This window comes from Staphylococcus kloosii (assembly GCF_003019255.1).
GTDB lineage: Bacteria > Bacillota > Bacilli > Staphylococcales > Staphylococcaceae > Staphylococcus > Staphylococcus kloosii.
This window is the reverse complement of record NZ_CP027846.1, coordinates 1305637-1323903: the sequence shown is the minus strand read 5'-3', so window position 1 is coordinate 1323903 and position 18267 is coordinate 1305637. Positions and strand designations below refer to the sequence as shown.

The window sequence follows — 18267 nt, the reverse complement described above, 5'->3', positions numbered from 1 at the left end:
CTACAATATTGAATTATTAAAGTATTTAGTCATTCATTAAGATAACAAAAGCTCAAAACCATCAAAAGAGGTTTTGAGCTTTTTTATATTAGAATGATAAACTTGGTGGTGCTTTGGAGAAGCATTTTGTAATATATAGTAAATATACAAAACCTACACAAGTCCATAGCGAACCGAGAATTAGTGCATGTTTATCTAGACTTACGAATAGACTAACGTCTAAAATAACACCTATGATTGGAACAATTAAGTATGGAATTAATTTTACGCCACTACGTTGTCGTTGTCTGACAAAATAGTGAATGATAACTGCTAGGTTAACGAACGTAAATGAGATAAATGCCCCAAAATTAATAAATGATGTCGATGTGCTAATACTCATTAAAATACCGATAAGTCCAACTACACCGATAAACATTAAGTTAAATAATGGTGTTTGACTTCTTTTACCGACGAAACCAAATATTTTCTTATTTAATACGCCGTCTCTACCCATCGCATACAATAATCTCGCACCACTTGTTTGGGCAGATAAACCAGAAGCAAACTGAGCTAAAATTAATCCACTTAAGAATAATGCTGATAAGAAGTTTCCTCCTACTATTTTAGCAATTTCAAATGCCGCAGATTCTGTATTTTGAATGGCATCGAAATTAGGTATTGTAATTGAAAGTACGTATGCTACGACTATAAATAAAAATCCACCAATTAATGTAATTAACATTATGGCTCTTGGAATCGTTTTCTCTGGATTTTTTGTTTCTTCTGCTAAAGTCGTTACCGCATCAAAGCCTAAGAATGAATAACAAGCTATGGAGGCACCAGCTAAAACAGGCGTTATATGACTTTGTGGTAAAACGAAGACATTTTTACTAACTAAATGTCCTTCACCCATACCATGTACGACGCTCCATACACATAGAATTATAAAAATAGCGATAACTAATATTTGAAATACCATGATAAGTAAGTTCATCGTTGTCGTTGTATTAATACCAATAATATTGATTAATGTAGTAACAATGATAAAAATGATTATCCAACACCAGTTAGGTACGATTGGAAATGCAGTACTCAAATACTCAGCACCTATTAACCAAATAACAAGTGGTAAAAATAAATAATCTAGTAAAATTGTCCATCCAATCATAAATCCTAATGAGCGATTCATACTTTTCGATACAAATGTATAAGCAGATCCAGCTGACGGGAAAGCCTTCGCCATCTGACCATAACTATACGCTGTAAATAACATGGCAATTGTTGCAAATAAATAAGCATAAGGTACAAAGCCATTTGTTGTTTCAAATAATGTACCGTATGTACCAAATACAATCATAGGAGCCATATACGCTAAACCAAACATAATTACTTGATAGAGTGATAAAGACTGTTGTAGTTTACCTTGTTCCATATTACACACTCTCCTTTACTGAAGAGAGTTTTTGATAAATATTAGAATGTAAATTATTTACGTAATCTAAATCAGCATCTCTAGCAATATTTAAATTGACATTAACATGTTGCGCTTGAGCAACGTTATCAAGCTTTAGTAAAAATTGCCCATTATGATCGACGACTGCACTATGACCAAAAAAGTGATGTGGTTCATTAATACCGACTTGATTTGCTATTGCAACAGGCACTTCATTTTCAAGTGCTCTACTCATTAAATACACATCTTGATGGTGTTCATATGGTTGCATGTTTGCTGTAGAGATTAAGATCATTTCCGCCCCTTGAAGTTTTAATAAACGAGCAACTTCTGGAAATTCTAAATCATAACAAATCATCATGCCTAATTTACCAAATTGCGTATTAAAAACTGGATAATCTTCACCTTTGTTAAATAGCTTTTGTTCATCTGCAAATAAGTGAGTTTTGCGATACTTAGCTAAAGTTTCACCATTATGATCTATGTATAACGAAGTAATATAATATGACTGTCCTTCTATTTCAGGAAATGAGATTACTGTGTCTATATTATTTTGTTCGCAAGATTGCTTAATTTTACGTATATAATTATCATTTTCGGCAATCGCTGTTAACTCTAAAATTCGTTGATTTGTAACGTATCCTGATAATGACAATTCTGGAAATAAAACAAGCTTACTCTGAACTTCACTGGCCTGTGTTAATAAGTAACAAATATTGTTAACATTTGTAGCTAAATCCCCAACGTCAGGTTGTGTTTGTGCTAACGTTATTTTCATGATACTTCTCCCCTTTGTTTAAAAATAAAACTACCAATAACTAGTTCAAACAAATACTTACAATTAATTTAGTAATTAAAGTTTTTCTTTAATTAACACATTAATAATTGTCTGAATTTTACTATAATTATTGGTAGTTTAAAAAGAACCAGTTTTCTAAAAGTTAAGGAACCAGTATCATATATTTAGTTTTTTGTTTAAATTACTATTTCACTTTTAAGCCTAATTTTTCACGTAATGTTCCAACATTATAAGATTTTTGAACTAAGCCTCTTTCTTGTAAAATAGGTACCACTTTTTCAACAAATAACTCAAATTGTGTAGGTATAAGTGGTGGCATTACATTAAAGCCATCAGCTGCCCCTTTTACGAACCATTCTTCCATATTATCTGCTATTTTTTCAGGAGTACCAACTGTAATATGATGTCCTCTTGCACCGGCTACAGATTTCATTACATCATCCAACGTCAAATTATTTTTACGTGCATGTTCTTGTATAATTTCAATTCGACTTTGAATGCCATTACCTGAATCTAAATTAATTTGATCAAAAGGCATATTTAAATCATATCCACTAAGGTCAATGTCACCTAAGTATGATGATAATAATTCTAGGCCAATTTCTGGCAAGATTAACTCTTGTAATTCTTCATAATTATCCTTAGCCTCTTGTTCTGTATCTCCAATAACCGGAAAAATTCCAGGCATTATCACTACTTCTTGATTATTACCTCGTGCATCATGAACTTTTTCTTTTACGTTATCAGCAAATTTTGTTGCGGCATCAATATCTGTTTGGGCTGTGAAAATTACTTCAGCAATTTTCGAAGCAAATTCAACACCTTTTTTTGATGAACCCGCTTGTACCATTAGCGGATGGCCTTGAGGAGAACGTTCAATATTTAACGGGCCTTTTACTTGGAAGAAACTTCCTTTATAATCAACTGCTTCAGGTTCTTCAGCACTTATAAATTGACCCTTGTTTTGGTCTCTATCAAATGTAACCTTGTCCCATGAATGCCATAATTTTTGAGCTACATCAACAAATTCTGCAGCTTGATCATAGCGTAAATCATGTTCCATATTTTGAGCACCGTTAAAATTTTGAGCTGTATCGTTTACGCCTGAAGTTACAATATTCCAACCAGCTCTGCCATTGCTTATATGATCTAACGTAGCAAAGTCACGCGCAAGTGTGAATGGTTGTGAAAAGGTCGTAGAAGCAGTAACAATTAAGCCAATATCTTTTGTTTCTCTTGAAATAACAGACATTAAATTGATAGGTTCAAATCTAGTCATTAAATCAGGATGGGTCTTTTTATCGACAAATAAAGCATCAGATATAAATACAAAATCAAAATTTGCACGTTCTGCAGTCTTAACATTTTCGATTATACTTTCTAAGTCCATTGTGCCCCTTTTAGCTACATCTGGATGTCTCCAACTTGCCACGTGATGACCATATCCAGCCATAAAAAAGCCTAATTTCATTCTTTTCAACTCTATTCCCCCTAAATCCATACTATTCCGAGTTATTTAATAAACTTTAAGTTACCATTTTCTGAGCAATCAGTCAATTTAAAAATTAATAAGTAATTAAAAATCTAATAAATCTAATAAAAAAAGCAGCCAATTTTGGCTGCCTTAAAATATAAATTAGCTATTTCAAACTTCTCGTACTGGAACAACATATAAACCTGTTAAACGTGCACTAGTCGTGCCTTTTCTATTATCAATTCTTAATGCAATTCTACTTGCATTATTAGGAACTATAATATTATCTAACTTATATGTACCGTCTTCATTTTTAGGAATATTAGTAATTTTTACTAATAAATTATTTTGCTTATCATAAATTGCATACTCAATTTTAGTATTATTATCTACCTGAGTTGCTCCTATTCGGATATTGAAAGATTTTCCTGGTGCTAATTTTTCTACAGCTTTTAAATTATAGAAAAAGTAACCTTTTGGAAGAACAGTTAGTGAACCGTCCGGATTTAACGAATTTATAGTTTGAGTGTGTAAGGATTGGAAACTTGCGAAATATTTATCCTTGCTTTCTTTTGCAAACTTCCCTATATGTTGGCGTGCAGTTGGTGTCACAATTAGATTTTGTGTGAATAAATCATTTAAATTATCATTATTTGTAGGTGTTAGACTGAATGATTTAATGTATGCATCGCTAGTACCCGTTCTATTATCTAATCGCAATGATAATTTCACAGCATCTTTTGGAACAATAAAGTTTGATAATTGATATACGCCTTCACGTGTCTTAGGAATATCCGTGATTATTACTGCATACGTATTATCTTTTCTTTGCACACTATACTGAAGTTTAGTGTTATCATTAATATTTCCCACTAAAACTTTTAAATTGATCATCTTTCCAGGTGCTAGTTTATTAATTGCTTTTAAATTATACATGAAATAACCTTTGGGTTTTATAGTTAACGATCCATCAGAGTTAATTGAATTTGCTGGATTAGTTAATGCCGATTGAAAACTATGATAATATTCATCATTACTTTCTTGAGCATATAGTCTAAGATGTTGTTTATTTGGAGGAATTTTAACGAAACTGTGCTCAAGATCTGCTAAAACTAATTTCTGTTCGAAATTTTGTAATATGTCATTTAATTGTTGTTTAACTTCACCCAAAGAATCATTCGTTACATTGTCAGAGCTTATTGCGTTAACTTGATTTAAATTTTCAGTTACTCTCTGTTGTCCATTAGTTAATTTCACACTATTTTTATTTATAAAATTGATTAATTGTTGTTTAAGGTTAGCAACAGTTTGTTGGTTAAAATTATTTTTTATATGACTAAAAGATAATTTTTTAAAGCCTATGTTTGCTCCTGTTAAAGTTTGTAAATCTTTAGAATCACTGATAATGTAACCCCATGCCATATCATTATTTAAATCTAAAATAGCATCTTTTTTAAATTTAATTTGGTATGTTACTTTACCGCCTACATTTGCTTTATTTACATCATAAACTTCGTCCTCTTTAAACCAATAAAATCCTTTGCTATTTCTTTCTAAGATTCTCTCTAATTCTTTACCATTCCATTGATATTTAACTTTTACCTGCTCAATTTTATTATTCAGTGATTCATTTGTTCTTAGACCCCATTGTTCATATCTCACTTTCCATGGTAACCATTTTCCGCCTACATACTCAGATAATGAAATTGAATTTTTACTTAAATCAATATCAACGAGTTGATGCCCTTCACTTTGTGTCACATTATTTTTAACTATAAAATGATTTGACAGTCCAACTGCTTGTGGATCTTTTGTTAATTCTTTATAAAAATTATCATTATTTCTATTTTGAATTAAGTCATATAATGAATTTAAAGTTTTATTAGCATTTTCTGCTTGTGTATTAGTTAAATTCTTACTACTTACATTACTTGAAAGCGTATTATAGTCTTTATTATATAATTTTTCCCAATCATTGCGTTGTAACGAAGTATTTCGTACTGCTGTTCTTAAAAAGAACTTCCTTTCTTCATCAGATAAGTATTGTTCATTTTCTTCGATGTATTTAAAAACATCAATTATTTTAGAATCAGAAGAAACCGCTTTTCGAAGTGTAGCAACTGGTTTGACTTCATTTTCAACAACATTTAATCTGTCATATAGATTATTTAAATTTAATAGTGCACGTTTATAGTCAGCGCTACTTGTTACATTTTGTGTTATCCGATTTAATAAAGTTAAGTAGTGATTTTGGTTAACACTATCCCCAGTAGTTGAATTTTCCAATTTACTTTGTACTTTACGCTTTAAATTATTTAAGACATTATTATTAAAAACTGTAACGAAGTTATTTTTTGTGAAATTTAATTTTTCAAATCCAATATTAGCTCCAGCGACTGTATCTAACTCTTTTGAATCGCTAATAATATAGCCCCAAGCAAAGTCTTTAAATTTATCTATGATTGCATCTTTCTTAAATGTAATAATAATATCTATGGTTCCACCAACATTTGCTTTATTAACACTAAAAGCTTCATCCTCTTTGAACCAATAAAATCCTTTATTATTTCTTGTTAAAACATCATTATGTAATACACCATTCCATTTATATTTTGCGACAACCGTTTCTATTTTTTTATCTAGTGATTCATTAGTTCTCAATCCCCATTGTTCATACCTTACCTTCCAAGGTAACCATCTTCCACCACGATATTCAGTTAAATTAGTAGTATTTTTTCTTAATGTTAAAGTCGCAACGGGATGCCCATCTTCATTTCTTATGTTTCTGTCTAAATTATAAAAATTAAGTAGATTACTTGTCTTACTATCAGTGGTTAATTCAGCGTAAAAATTATCATTATCTCTGCTTTCAATTAAATTATACATTGAGTTAAGTAGTTTATTAGTATTTTGTGCATTTTGTGAACCAATTGTTCTAATATTTACATTAGATGATATACCATTATAATTTTTATTATAAATATGATTCCAATCTCGTGAAACAAAAGAAGAATACCGCGTAGCCATTCGTAAAAATAATTTACGTTCTTCTTCAGAAAGATATTTACTATTATTTTCTATCAATTTTAAAACATCAACATCTTTCGTATGTGCATTTACATTTTTTCTAACAACTTGAGCTGGATAAATTTTTTGCTTTTCAGAAACTACTGATTTAGTGTCAAAATTAGACTCTTGAGAGCTCGCTTCATTATTATTTAGCGTTGTAGTTAGATCACTTTGAGTGTTATTAGAAATTAGTTGATTTAATGTATTACTAGCTTTTGTTTCTTCTACATTATTATTTGACTGCGTTTCTAAAGATGTATCACTAGAAACTTCTGATCCCGATGCTTGATGTTCATTCGATTTAGAAGAACCTACTAAATTATTATTTTCACTAGCTTGCTCTGAGGCTAGTAATTGGTTATTCTGCAGGTTTACATTATTGTTTAATGAAGCATCCTCATTAACATTATTACTAACTTTTTCAACACTTTCATTTTGAGTTGTATTTTGAATACCCTCTTGTTTAGTTATTGCTCCACTACTTTGGACGACATCAGCATTAATATTATTAGTCGAACTATTGCTATCTTCTGTTACTTGTAATGATGCATGGCTTTCTTGATTATATCCAAAAAATAATGCACTACCCACTAAAATTGAAGCAATACCGATACTAAATTTTCGAATAGCATAACTATTCTTTCTCGTTGAAATATGTGCTTTATAACTTCTCACAATAATTTACTCCTTTATTCAATAAAGTAAAAATGAGTACATAACACATAGATATCTATTTATTACTATAAAAAATTATATAAACATTTCAAAACTATTATATAGAAGCCTTGCGCGCTTAGAAAGATAGTTTGAATTGAAAGTAAAATTAATCAAAATATTTGTAAAAAACAGATATGTACTTAGACTAATAAAAGACAGGTAGTATTATTACTTTCATGCTTTGTTTTATCTTTCAAATAAATAAATTAAAGTTGGCTATAATTGAACTTATTCTTCTTTTTAAATTTTTAACTAAAATAAACTATTGACACGAATTATTTATAAATGTAATATGTTTAAATATAAATTCAGAAAATTCTAATATATGATTTGTATTTACCAGAACTCAACTAAAAACAAAGTTGGAGTTCAAATTTTTGGAATTAATCCCTAGTATTCTGATAAGAATATAAAAAATAGGATTAAAGGAGTGTTATCATGCAAAAAATTATTATATTTGCTTTAGCCGGTTTTTTAGCTGAATTAGTAGATGGCTCACTAGGTATGGGTTATGGTGCTTCAGCATCCTCTATTTTATTAACATTTGGAATTACGCCTGCTATAGCATCAGCGACAGTTCATTTCTCAGAAATACTAACTACTGCTGCGGCTGGTACATCACACTTGAAATTTAATAATGTACATAAACCTTCAGTATTAAAACTAGCGATACCTGGTTCAATTGCTGCTTTTGTTGGCGCAATGTTTTTAAGTAATGTAAATGGAGACTATATGAAACCAATAATATCAGTATTCCTTTTACTATTAGGTATGTATATTATTTACCAATTTCTTTTCAAAAGTGATAAAAAGATAGACAAAAATGCTGGTTTTAAAAAAGTATCTAATTTGGTACTATTACCTCAAGCAGCTATAGCTGGCTTTTTAGATTCGATTGGTGGCGGTGGCTGGGGCCCAGTAAATACCCCTTTGCTACTTTCGAGTAAAAAAATTGAACCTCGTTATGTAATCGGTACGGTATCTGCAAGTGAATTTTTCGTAACAATATCTTCATCACTAAGTTTTTTAATATTCCTAAATTGGGCTTCAATAAATTGGATCCTAGTCTTAGTATTAGGCATCGGTGGTGTTATAGCAGCCCCACTATCAGCTTGGCTAGTAAAATCTTTACCGATAAACATACTTGCTATAGGGGTTGGTGGTTTGATAGTTTATACAAATATTAGTTCGCTTGCATCAATATTTATAAATAATACAAGTGCTATATTCACAATAAAAATTATCGTTGTGTTAACTTGGCTATCATTAGTATTAACAACAGCTTTAAGAAATAAAACAAAAGTATCAACATCAAATTCATGATAAAAACAAAAAGCCTCTATATAGAGGCTTTTTATATATTTAAATATAGATAAATAAAAAAACCCCACCTTTAAGTGAGGTTACAACGTTATTATAAATACCGGTGGTCGGGTTGTTCAAATTACGAAAGTCTTTGTGCGCCTAGGTTTCATCAATTAACGTGTCCAGTCAGTGACCAAAAATATATTGATACTTTTGTATTTTTAAGCAAATCCCGAACTACGGTATCTGCTTACACACTATATAATGGAAGAAACTCGACCCATCTATTCATTTAGGTGGGTTTATTTTATAAATATTCTATCGTCATTCAAGTAAACGGAATACACAATCTGTCTATCTAAATCAAGTTTAATTAACAACAGCACAAATGCTAATCGCAGCGAACTTTTTCGTACCTCGTGCATGTTGTTCCATATTTCTTTTTCTTCAGCACTCATTAAGTCTGTCACTTGTACTGTCGTATGCTTTAATTGCTTTGCACGTTCCACCATAGCATTATAGTCTATACCTTTATACATAAAATCACCTCATCTATATGATAGAACAAGTGTTCGTGTGTGTAAATAAAAAAATAGCCCACCTTAAGGTGAGACTAATTGTATTTTAATATAACTACTTACCAGCATCAGTACCAAATTTAAAATACAAACTAATTGCTATTATTGGCAGTAAATAAAACCCTTTAAAAATCGTATAACTTAAAACCAATATAATGACTAATGATAAAAATGTGATAACTAATGTACTTACGATAGCTATAAATTGATTTCCATCTTCAGACCTTGAAATATTATTTGAAAATACGAAATCTCCTACAATACTGCTTAAAATTAGGAATAAATTTTTAAAAATATAAAAACTACAACCTATTACTATAATAGTTGCTAAAAATTCCAATTTTCTATCTCCTTTATTTTTATATGTATTCAAAATTATATATTATATTTTATATTTAGCAATACTAATAACATAATTAAAAAAGAAAATAACATATAAGTCATAAAAAATAACCGCATCAGTTAAGATACGGTTATTCAAAAGAATTTTCGTTAAAAGTTTTGACAGGACATAAATGGTTTGTCATTACGTCTTGCTGATTGTACTTAATACTAGAGTGAATTAAGTGATGGGGGTCTATGAATAAAGGGTGGACGTTATTATTAGCTTGATCGTATATGCAAATAATTCTAATTCCTCCAGTTATACCATATTGCCATAACTTTTTTTCTTCATCACTAAAAATATCTAATTCTCTATCATTAATTTCGTTTACAATTTTTTGTACAATTTCAAATTTACTCTTATCTACTAAATGACAATGTGCGGTTCTAGAATAATAGATGTTTTGTTTATTAAAAATATCATACCCATTTTTTTCAATATCTGGTAATAACTCTGTCATAACTTTAGTTAAAGTCTTTGCTAGTGATCTATAATCACTGTACATATTAGTAAAATTTTCTTTATCAATTTTACATGTTCTTAGCCAGTTTTCGTTTTCTAATACAATCCTGAAGTCTTCTTTTACACTTTTTCTATTTGTTATATTTTGTCGAATTTGGTTTTTATTTTTAACTTTTTTGTTTTTTCTTTTTGGCATTTTTATTCAGCTTGTTTCATATAGTATTCAAACATATCTTTTTCAGAAATTATATTTTGGCATATTTCTAAACTAGAGAAACCTGTTCTAGCTTTTTGCCATGGTTCTTCTTGGTGAGTAATATTTTCTAATTCATTACCATTATACCCACCATAAACTTCAAAGACTTGTTGTAATATATTTTCTTTATCCTCGTCAAATTGAATATTTTCATCAATTTTGGGTATGTTAGAATAACCATATTTTTTGTATTCATGATATACAGTTGGTATTACCGGCCCATGAACCCATGCCTCGAAATTTTCATTGAACAATTTATTTTTTATGTCGTCAGATTTTTCATTTTCTAAAGTTATTGTCCAAGATTGAGCATAGTAAAGTAATTTTTGTAATTTTTTTGGGGACATAGATGTTTTTGATAGGAACCAATTTATAATTTCTTTTAATTCTTCACTCATATTAATCCCTCCCTCTTTATTATATTATATATTATAATCGATACTTTTTGTAAATTATTTTAAACTTTTGTATAAAAGCGAACATAAAAAATAACCACCCAGTGACATGCTTAGGTGGCAAGGATGTGAATATAACCTCACATTATATTATGCTAAGAGAATTTGTGCATGTATGTTTACCTTAACATAAAAAGGGCAAGCACATAAGTGCCTACCCTGAACAGAGCTAATGTTTATTTAAAATATTAACTTGATAAAATTTATCATTTATATACAAAAAGAGCAAGCACTTTTGTGCCTGCCCTTTAAACCAAAGTTTCATCCAGTGACATGCTTGGATGGTAGAGAGTTGATTTATTTTTTAAAATCAATAGTTGGATAACTTTTGCATGTATGATTATTGTACCCAATATGAATTGTTCAAAACATAAAAACAGACAGGGCGTTGGATCCTGTCTGCAAATCGTATAACACGTTTAAAACATGAAAGGTTAGAGTTGGCAAAACTCTATTGTCAATCTAACACAATTACATTTTTAACACAAAAAGAAACAGGCTATGGGGAGCCTGTTTAGGGAAATTCATGTTAATCAAAAAGAGAATAATTAAGAGGCCCTATACCTCTGCAGATAATTTATCACAATATATTGGGCAAAACAAATAAAAAGAGCAAGCGTCTGGAGGAAACCTGCTCTTTGATATAAATAAATAATCCCATATTGTACTTAGGATTTATAAACTATAACATACTTAGTTATTTTAAACAATTGCGTTTAATTAATATATATTATTATAAAAAAAGAGTAGCCCTAGGAGACTACTCTAATTATGCACTACCGTATATTTTACACATTATTTGTGTAGAGATTTAGTGTAACATACTTATTTCCAACCCCACGTTAATTTGCCCCAATACTTTTCTTTTTTAATGCGTTCTTTTTTATCAGTAATTTTACATATCGCACTATAATAAGTTTTACCTTTTGAAGTATAACTAATCCACCAATAACCTTCTGCTTTAACGATAAAATTAAATTTAATCGTTTTAACCTTTGTGAATTTCATAACATCTTGACTTACCACTTCACCCTTTAATGAAGGCGATGTTCTTACTTTAATGGCAGTATTTGGTGTAAAACGACCTTTCCAAACCCATTTTGTTTGCGCTTTTGGCTTTTTACTTGCCGGTTGATTAATTTGTCGACCATTAATACCTTCGGCTAATCGTTTTGTAAATGCTTGTAAATGTTTAGTGATGTAATCCATATCGTGTTTAGAAGTAATGAAACCTAATTCTATTAAACGGTAATTGATATTTATCTTATTCGCAACATTACAATGCATCAAATCCGTACGTGGTGTTATATCTCTTATTGTTCCTACTGTACCTTTTAATGCATTTTGTAATCCTTTATCAATATTATCTGGTGGGAATGCACTTGGTATGATAACATGTCCACCCTGTGCTGAAGCCCCAGCACTATCAAGATGAAATTCTACTACAATATCATATTTTTGTTTATTTACCCAATATAAGCCGTAATCTTGATAATTGCCGACTTGTTGACCATATTTAGTGTCTTGATACATATCTTGATCTTGTTTACTGCCACCATATATAGCTACGGTATGGCCAACCTGTTTAAGATATTTAGCTACGTTAGGTACTATGTTCTTACGAATGAAATCACGTTCATTTGTGCCATAACCTGTAGCGCCTGGGTCGTTATATCCATGACCAGCTACTAGCATAATTCGCTTACCTTTATTAACTTTAGCTTTCTTAACGGGTGTAGCTTTTGATTTTAATGTATTAATTACAGTTGCTTTAGCGTAGAACGGACGTACAAACCACATTTCAGTATCATACCCATGTGTACGTCGTGTCGTCACTTCGGGTGGCGTCCAATAAGCCCCACCTAACCAGTTTTGCTCTAAAATTTGCATTGAATTTAGTGTGGCACTTAAAACGATACCTACATGGCCATAACCTTCGCCATAGTTTCTGTTGAAAACCACAACATCTCCTGGTTGTGCTAAAAAGCTAGGATTATTTTTATATACTGTCGCTTCACCGTCAAAGTTATTCCATGTAGGAATGTCGGCAGCACCTATACCTTTTAGTGTATGACCAAATAAATATAACCACCATTGATTAGCTACATCAAAGCATTGAAAACCATAGGCGTGGTCTGGGTTCCAGGCTTTTCCTTCCATTGACTTCAAATATTTAATTGCATCTTTTAATGTACGCATTATAATTCATCTCCACTAGGCATACGCCCATTAGTATCAGTACCTGACTTAACTGCATGTATTTTCTTTTGGCCTTGCTTTGCTGCATGGGTAAAGTTATTATTTTTCCACCATGTCCATAATGAAGCTAGCCCTGTGATAACAGAACTGATTGTTACTTCATCAACGGGAATAGGCGAAATATGGTTGATTGCTAATATTTGATTAATCCATGCTGCTATTAAAATAATTGTTCTTACTATTGTTCCTGTGTCCATTTAAAAACCTCCATAATAAAAAGCCGACCGAAGTCGACTTATTTAAAGAATATTTGCGCTAAAAAAGGAACGAAGCCGCCTGCACCAAGTAGCGTTCCTACAATACCTAATATCAATTTATTACGTTCTGAAACTTTTTGTGTTCGTTCTTCTTGCATCGTTGTGATTGATGCTTTAATGCGTTCTTGTTCATCTTCTAGCTTTTCCGTACGTCTTACTTGTTTTGTGATGTTTTTATTCATAGATTTGGTTTCTTCAAGTAAACCATTCATCGTTTCTTGCATAGGCTTTTGACTCTCTATGAATGTGTGTAAGCTTAAATTAACCTGTTCTAACTGGTTCTCCACACGTTTATCGCCGTCATCAATGTACTTAAACATTTCAAGACGTTTCTCTAAAAACTCATGACGTGGTAAGTAATAACTTACTTTTTCATTGTCTTTTGATTCCACAATGACACACCTCCAATAAACGCCATCACACCTGAAATAACAGCCCATGTTAAGTTTTGACCGGGTGTTAAAATATTAATGGCATTATGGAAGCCTGCGAGTGTGAAGATATAATAAAACACCATAGAAATAATGTGCCCTATGGTAAACAAGTATAGAAAGCAGTTATTCGTTTTATGGTAAGGTACCATTAATCCAGCAATAATTAATAATATGCCAGAAATTAAGAATGGTATACCCCACCAGAATAGACTGATTATTTCATGCATTGTCATGTATAATGGAGATTCTGACGCAGCTTTATCAGCAAAAAATACCCAATAACCTCCACGCCAGTCAGAGTACATACCAAATCCAATACAATACACAACAACGATCATTTGGAAAAGACTTAATCCTTTTTTATCTTCTAGCATTGATTCACCCACTTTCTATATAATAAAACCACAAGCCTAAGCCTGTGGTTGTTCTGGATATTTTTCGCCTGTGATTAATGCGTATTCTTCTTTATCAATAACTTGCATGTCTACAAACCATTTTATTTTATCGTTAGTGTAACAGCCCCAGCCATACATAGTTTTAATATCATTAAACTTCGGAAACAACATCTTCATCTTTATCCACTCCTTTAAGTTGTTCTATTTCATTTGTCATGTTGACTATTTCTTGTGTTAAATCAGCGTTTTGTTGAGCAACTTGTGCTACCATCATATTGCCTTGAACAAGTTGTTCCTGCATATTCGCAAACATTCTCCTTAATTCATCATCGGGTCCATTTGATGTAATCACAGGTGGTACATATGGTGTATTTAATTCTTCTTCATAATTCGGATTAACTACGATTTGTTCGTTTTGGTATAAATAATATTTCGGTTTGTAGTTTTGAGCGAAGTCTTGAGGAACAATGCTATCATCAACTTCAAAATCACCTTCAATACCACCGACAATGGCGTAACCTGTAATTTCATTATTATCATTTATAGTTATACGCATTATTTATACACCCCCACGATTTTTTGGATAGTGAACCGATTAGCATTCGCTCCTGAACTTGTACCGTCTATAACGTTCATAAAGTTATCTGAATTAATTTGTAGTTGTTGTCGATTCACTTTAGATAGCGAACATTCATAAGTGCTAGTTCCTGTTGCGTCTAATCCTACAATATTATCAACATTAAGGTTAATATTGCGTGTCCCTTGCGGATTTCCTAACGTCGCAAATTCTCCACCTGGAAAGTCTCCAAAGATGTAGAGAACGATAAAATTATCTAAAGTTTCATTTAAATTTATTGGTGTACCCACACCATTTGCATTACCTTCAAATAGCACGCTATTACGTTTCGCGAATTTAGTATCCGTATATTGTTTCGCATTATTTTCGGCTGTTGTTGCTTTCGCTTGTGAGCCAGTGGTTGTTTCGTAAGGGTTATTAGCATCAATAAAAGCTACTTCTTTCCAACCAATTATATCTTCCCCGTTTGTATGAATATTTTTTATAAACGTTCTACCATTGGAACTTTGTACAACCTTTATCTGCATTCTTGCATTGTCTGTTTTCATAACATCAATCTCGACAAAAGCACTATCACTAATTGATGTTGGAAAACCTTGAATAGAAGCTGAACCATTAACTACTGTCTCATAATATCCAGTAGCTAAATCTAAAACGTTATTAAAACTACCTTTTTTAAGATATATTCTATACCCACCGTCTGCTGTTAATTTATATTTCTGCCAGTTTGCAGATTGCCCAGTCGTAACTAATCCACTACCATTGACAGAAGTTTTAAAGGCTTCGAATTTTTCATTCATATACTGCTTATCTTCATCAAACTTCGTACTGTATTCTGTACCTTTATCATTCAATTCTTTCATCTTAGCAGTGTGATTAGCATTATAAGCTTTTTCTTTATCATCAATTAACTTAGTTAACGATGTGATACCTTCTTGCGTTGTATTTTGTACCTGCGTAACATAGTCATTCATATTCTCAAAGTCACTATTTAACTTCGTCATCATTTCTGCGACTTCTGCGCGCATGTCAGAAAAGTATTTAAACTCTCTAATTTTATCTTCGGCGGGTAATGAAGCAATTAAATCATTAGCTACATTAAATGTGAATTGTCTTTGCACTACAACTTCTTCTTCATCTAATGTTGTTACATAAACTTGCCCTTTAACTTCTTTAGCCACTTTCATAAAATAAGTAGGTATTGTATAACTTACAACACCGTTTAATTGATCTACGAAATCCAATTTATCGTCCACTAAAAAACTATCCCCTGATTCAAGCGCAATGAAAACTTTGACGTTTTCTTCACTTAAAGCTAAAGGATAGTCATTTCTAGTAATTCTAAATTGTAGTGTTGCCGTCTCTCTATCTTGATTCCAAAATTGGACATTGAGTTTACTTAAACTTTGATATTGTGCTGTTGTTTCAAGTTGTAAATTAGCTATTTTATCCATACTCATATGTTAAAACCTCCTTTATACTGTCACGCCTTGAAATAAAGTCCAAGGTGAATTTCTAACTTTTTTATTAGCATCAAAATAAGCTTCATATTTTTGAATGGCTGCCCCGGTTGTTACACGTGATAAAACTACTTTAAATGTACTTGATGAAATACTTTCAACATCACACGTCCAACCCGCAACTCCAGGGTTAGGATGATCTTTAAGCTGACTTGAACGTTCTGTATCTATATACCAACGCTTATTAGTAATAACTCCTAGTTGGTTCATATTCGTTATATAATCAGGCACACCTTCAGCTGCACCATTAACAGAGTCCGATTTAATGTGGTTCCAATTTGTTGTGCTGATTTCTCCGCCACCTAAGCGATATGTTGATACCATTCGTTTAAATATCATTAAATCACGTGTATAGCTATTTCTAATTAGTGTCTGTTGTGCATCACCTGCAACATTAGAAGCTGATACATGTAAAAACCAACCAGCAGTTCTCATTTCTGGTGGTACTGGGAAATCAGTTAGCTTCATTGTGTCGACAGTTGTCATGTAATAATCGCCAGGTTCAGTTACATCAGCTAAACGATTATATTCTGATAAAGGATAAGTCTTAGTTCGACCACCCGTTTCTGTCATCAATACGGGTGTCGCTTGTGCTGTTAATTTATCGTACACATCACGCATGAATATCCCATGTATTTGATGCGCACGATAGTTCGGTGCACCCACTGTAACACCCGCAAGTAAGGCTTTCTTACCTGTTTCAATATCGTAATAAATTTGTAAGCCTTCTGCTTCGGCAAAGTTACCTGGAAACTCATTACCAATTTTACCTATATCACATGCTTTTTGGTAAAGTTGTTTACCTGTTGTGTAGTCAAATACGGTAATGAAGTTAGGTATCGCGGGGTCACTATCACCTGAATACCAATATAATTTATTTTCGTCAAAAGCAATTCCTTGCATTGGTTGTCCTATCGTACCGTCAGTTAATCGCAGTGGAATGTCCATACGGTATAAGACTTTATCTACACGATTGTCTATATCTTTCAAACGTCTCACTTCAATATAGTTACGTGCATCGCGTGTTGTCCACTCACTTGAAGGGTACTCAATACGGAATAAGATTAATCCTTCATGTTCATTAATGACAGGGGTAATGTAAGGTAAATCTTTATGCCCTGTAAATACTTCTTCCATATCGTAATCACCGTATTTGATACTGACATTCGGTTTATAAGAAAAGCGTACAAGTTTATTATTACCGTCATTATCTAAGATGAATGAATAGATCCATAACTTATCATCAATCCAACGATAACCGTTGTGTGTACCATGTCCACCACCCACGACTTCCATTTGTGATAATAGTTGACCGTTCGTTTTCATTTTCGTTAATTTGTAGTTACTACCATACACTTGTGTTTGGTAGAAAATACCTGTGCGATTATCTAAGTGAAAAGATTGCATAACACTATTCGTAAACGGTGATAAGTTTGTTAAGTATTGCCAACCTTGATTAGGTATATCAAACATAAATTCTTGTGCTAACACTTTGTTTTTTGCATCTTCGACAGATTGCATGACGGTATCTTTATCTAATGTATATTCTGATGCGTCAGAACGTAGACGGTCGTATAATGTATCGTGGCTTTCGCCTTTATTGTCCACACGGGCGTCTTTAACTTCTTGTAAGCTATTTTTAGCTTTGGATAATACTAAATTGCTTATACGCTTATCTAAATCAACAAGCGCATTTTTAACATTACCATTAATGATGTGGTTAATTTGTTCTGAATTATGAGCGTTGACTTCATCGTTCTCGTGATAATTTTGATATTGCTTTAATTCATTCACAAAATCTTCAGTGCGTACAAAGTTCGTATGCAACTGTTGTCTAAATTCTTGACCTAGTGTGAGTGTTAAACTCTTTTGTAGGTTTAATTGTTCCAT

At 31.8% G+C, this 18267-nt stretch carries 17 protein-coding genes; 1 reads left to right on the top strand and 16 read right to left on the bottom strand.

Annotation, left to right across the window (positions count from 1 at the left end; all coding sequences use genetic code 11):
• Positions 1 to 88: 88 nt before the first annotated feature.
• The 4 genes from C7J89_RS06645 to C7J89_RS06630 form a co-directional block, all read right to left on the bottom strand.
• On the bottom strand, positions 89 to 1414 hold the full coding sequence (locus tag C7J89_RS06645) for an APC family permease (RefSeq protein ID WP_061854311.1): 1326 nt from the start codon (positions 1412 to 1414) through the stop codon (positions 89 to 91).
• 1 nt (position 1415) lies between these two features.
• Entirely contained in the window at positions 1416 to 2213 is a 798-nt protein-coding gene (locus tag C7J89_RS06640; RefSeq protein ID WP_106884403.1) for a carbon-nitrogen hydrolase family protein, read from the bottom strand.
• Between the two features lie 205 nt (positions 2214 to 2418).
• Positions 2419 to 3705, bottom strand: coding sequence for an LLM class flavin-dependent oxidoreductase (locus C7J89_RS06635; protein WP_103295267.1), 1287 nt, complete (start codon positions 3703 to 3705; stop codon positions 2419 to 2421).
• Positions 3706 to 3879: 174 nt separating this feature from the next.
• Positions 3880 to 7452 carry a YSIRK-type signal peptide-containing protein gene (locus tag C7J89_RS06630; RefSeq protein WP_158260858.1) on the bottom strand — a complete coding sequence of 1191 codons (3573 nt, stop codon included), beginning with the start codon at positions 7450 to 7452 and terminating at the stop codon, positions 3880 to 3882.
• Positions 7453 to 7932: 480 nt separating this feature from the next.
• Here C7J89_RS06630 and C7J89_RS06625 point away from each other — a divergent pair, with 480 nt between their 5' ends.
• Entirely contained in the window at positions 7933 to 8817 is an 885-nt protein-coding gene (locus C7J89_RS06625; protein ID WP_103295450.1) for a sulfite exporter TauE/SafE family protein, read from the top strand.
• A 284-nt stretch (positions 8818 to 9101) separates the two neighbouring features.
• Here C7J89_RS06625 and C7J89_RS06620 read toward each other — a convergent pair whose 3' ends face one another.
• The 12 genes from C7J89_RS06620 to C7J89_RS06565 form a co-directional block, all read right to left on the bottom strand.
• The gene (locus C7J89_RS06620) at positions 9102 to 9338 is read right to left on the bottom strand and encodes a hypothetical protein (protein WP_103295451.1); all 237 of its coding nucleotides are present in this window, start codon (positions 9336 to 9338) and stop codon (positions 9102 to 9104) included.
• 94 nt (positions 9339 to 9432) lie between these two features.
• Positions 9433 to 9717 (bottom strand): hypothetical protein, encoded by a 285-nt coding sequence (locus C7J89_RS06615; protein WP_103295452.1) that lies wholly within the window; start codon positions 9715 to 9717, stop codon positions 9433 to 9435.
• Between the two features lie 133 nt (positions 9718 to 9850).
• Entirely contained in the window at positions 9851 to 10420 is a 570-nt protein-coding gene (locus C7J89_RS06610; RefSeq protein WP_103295453.1) for a hypothetical protein, read from the bottom strand.
• A 2-nt stretch (positions 10421 to 10422) separates the two neighbouring features.
• Complete coding sequence (locus C7J89_RS06605) at positions 10423 to 10878, bottom strand: Panacea domain-containing protein (protein WP_103295454.1); 456 nt, start codon at positions 10876 to 10878, stop codon at positions 10423 to 10425.
• Positions 10879 to 11760: 882 nt separating this feature from the next.
• The gene (locus C7J89_RS06600) at positions 11761 to 13134 is read right to left on the bottom strand and encodes an N-acetylmuramoyl-L-alanine amidase (protein ID WP_103295455.1); all 1374 of its coding nucleotides are present in this window, start codon (positions 13132 to 13134) and stop codon (positions 11761 to 11763) included.
• Positions 13134 to 13391: a phage holin gene (locus C7J89_RS06595; RefSeq protein ID WP_103295456.1), complete on the bottom strand. Its 258-nt coding sequence runs from the start codon at positions 13389 to 13391 to the stop codon at positions 13134 to 13136. The genes C7J89_RS06600 and C7J89_RS06595 overlap by 1 nt, the downstream gene beginning before the upstream one ends.
• A gap of 38 nt (positions 13392 to 13429) precedes the next feature.
• A complete protein-coding gene (locus tag C7J89_RS06590) occupies positions 13430 to 13843 on the bottom strand; it encodes a hypothetical protein (protein WP_103295457.1) in 414 nt (137 codons plus the stop codon).
• Positions 13816 to 14259 carry a hypothetical protein gene (locus C7J89_RS06585; protein WP_103295458.1) on the bottom strand — a complete coding sequence of 148 codons (444 nt, stop codon included), beginning with the start codon at positions 14257 to 14259 and terminating at the stop codon, positions 13816 to 13818. The genes C7J89_RS06590 and C7J89_RS06585 overlap by 28 nt, the downstream gene beginning before the upstream one ends.
• A gap of 36 nt (positions 14260 to 14295) precedes the next feature.
• Positions 14296 to 14457, bottom strand: coding sequence for an XkdX family protein (locus C7J89_RS06580; protein WP_103295459.1), 162 nt, complete (start codon positions 14455 to 14457; stop codon positions 14296 to 14298).
• Positions 14432 to 14836 (bottom strand): DUF2977 domain-containing protein, encoded by a 405-nt coding sequence (locus tag C7J89_RS06575; protein ID WP_103295460.1) that lies wholly within the window; start codon positions 14834 to 14836, stop codon positions 14432 to 14434. Before C7J89_RS06575 ends, C7J89_RS06580 begins: the two co-directional genes overlap by 26 nt.
• A complete protein-coding gene (locus C7J89_RS06570; protein ID WP_103295461.1) occupies positions 14836 to 16317 on the bottom strand; it encodes a BppU family phage baseplate upper protein in 1482 nt (493 codons plus the stop codon). Before C7J89_RS06570 ends, C7J89_RS06575 begins: the two co-directional genes overlap by 1 nt.
• Before the next feature lie 15 nt (positions 16318 to 16332).
• Positions 16333 to 18267: a phage baseplate protein gene (locus C7J89_RS06565; protein WP_103295462.1), complete on the bottom strand. Its 1935-nt coding sequence runs from the start codon at positions 18265 to 18267 to the stop codon at positions 16333 to 16335.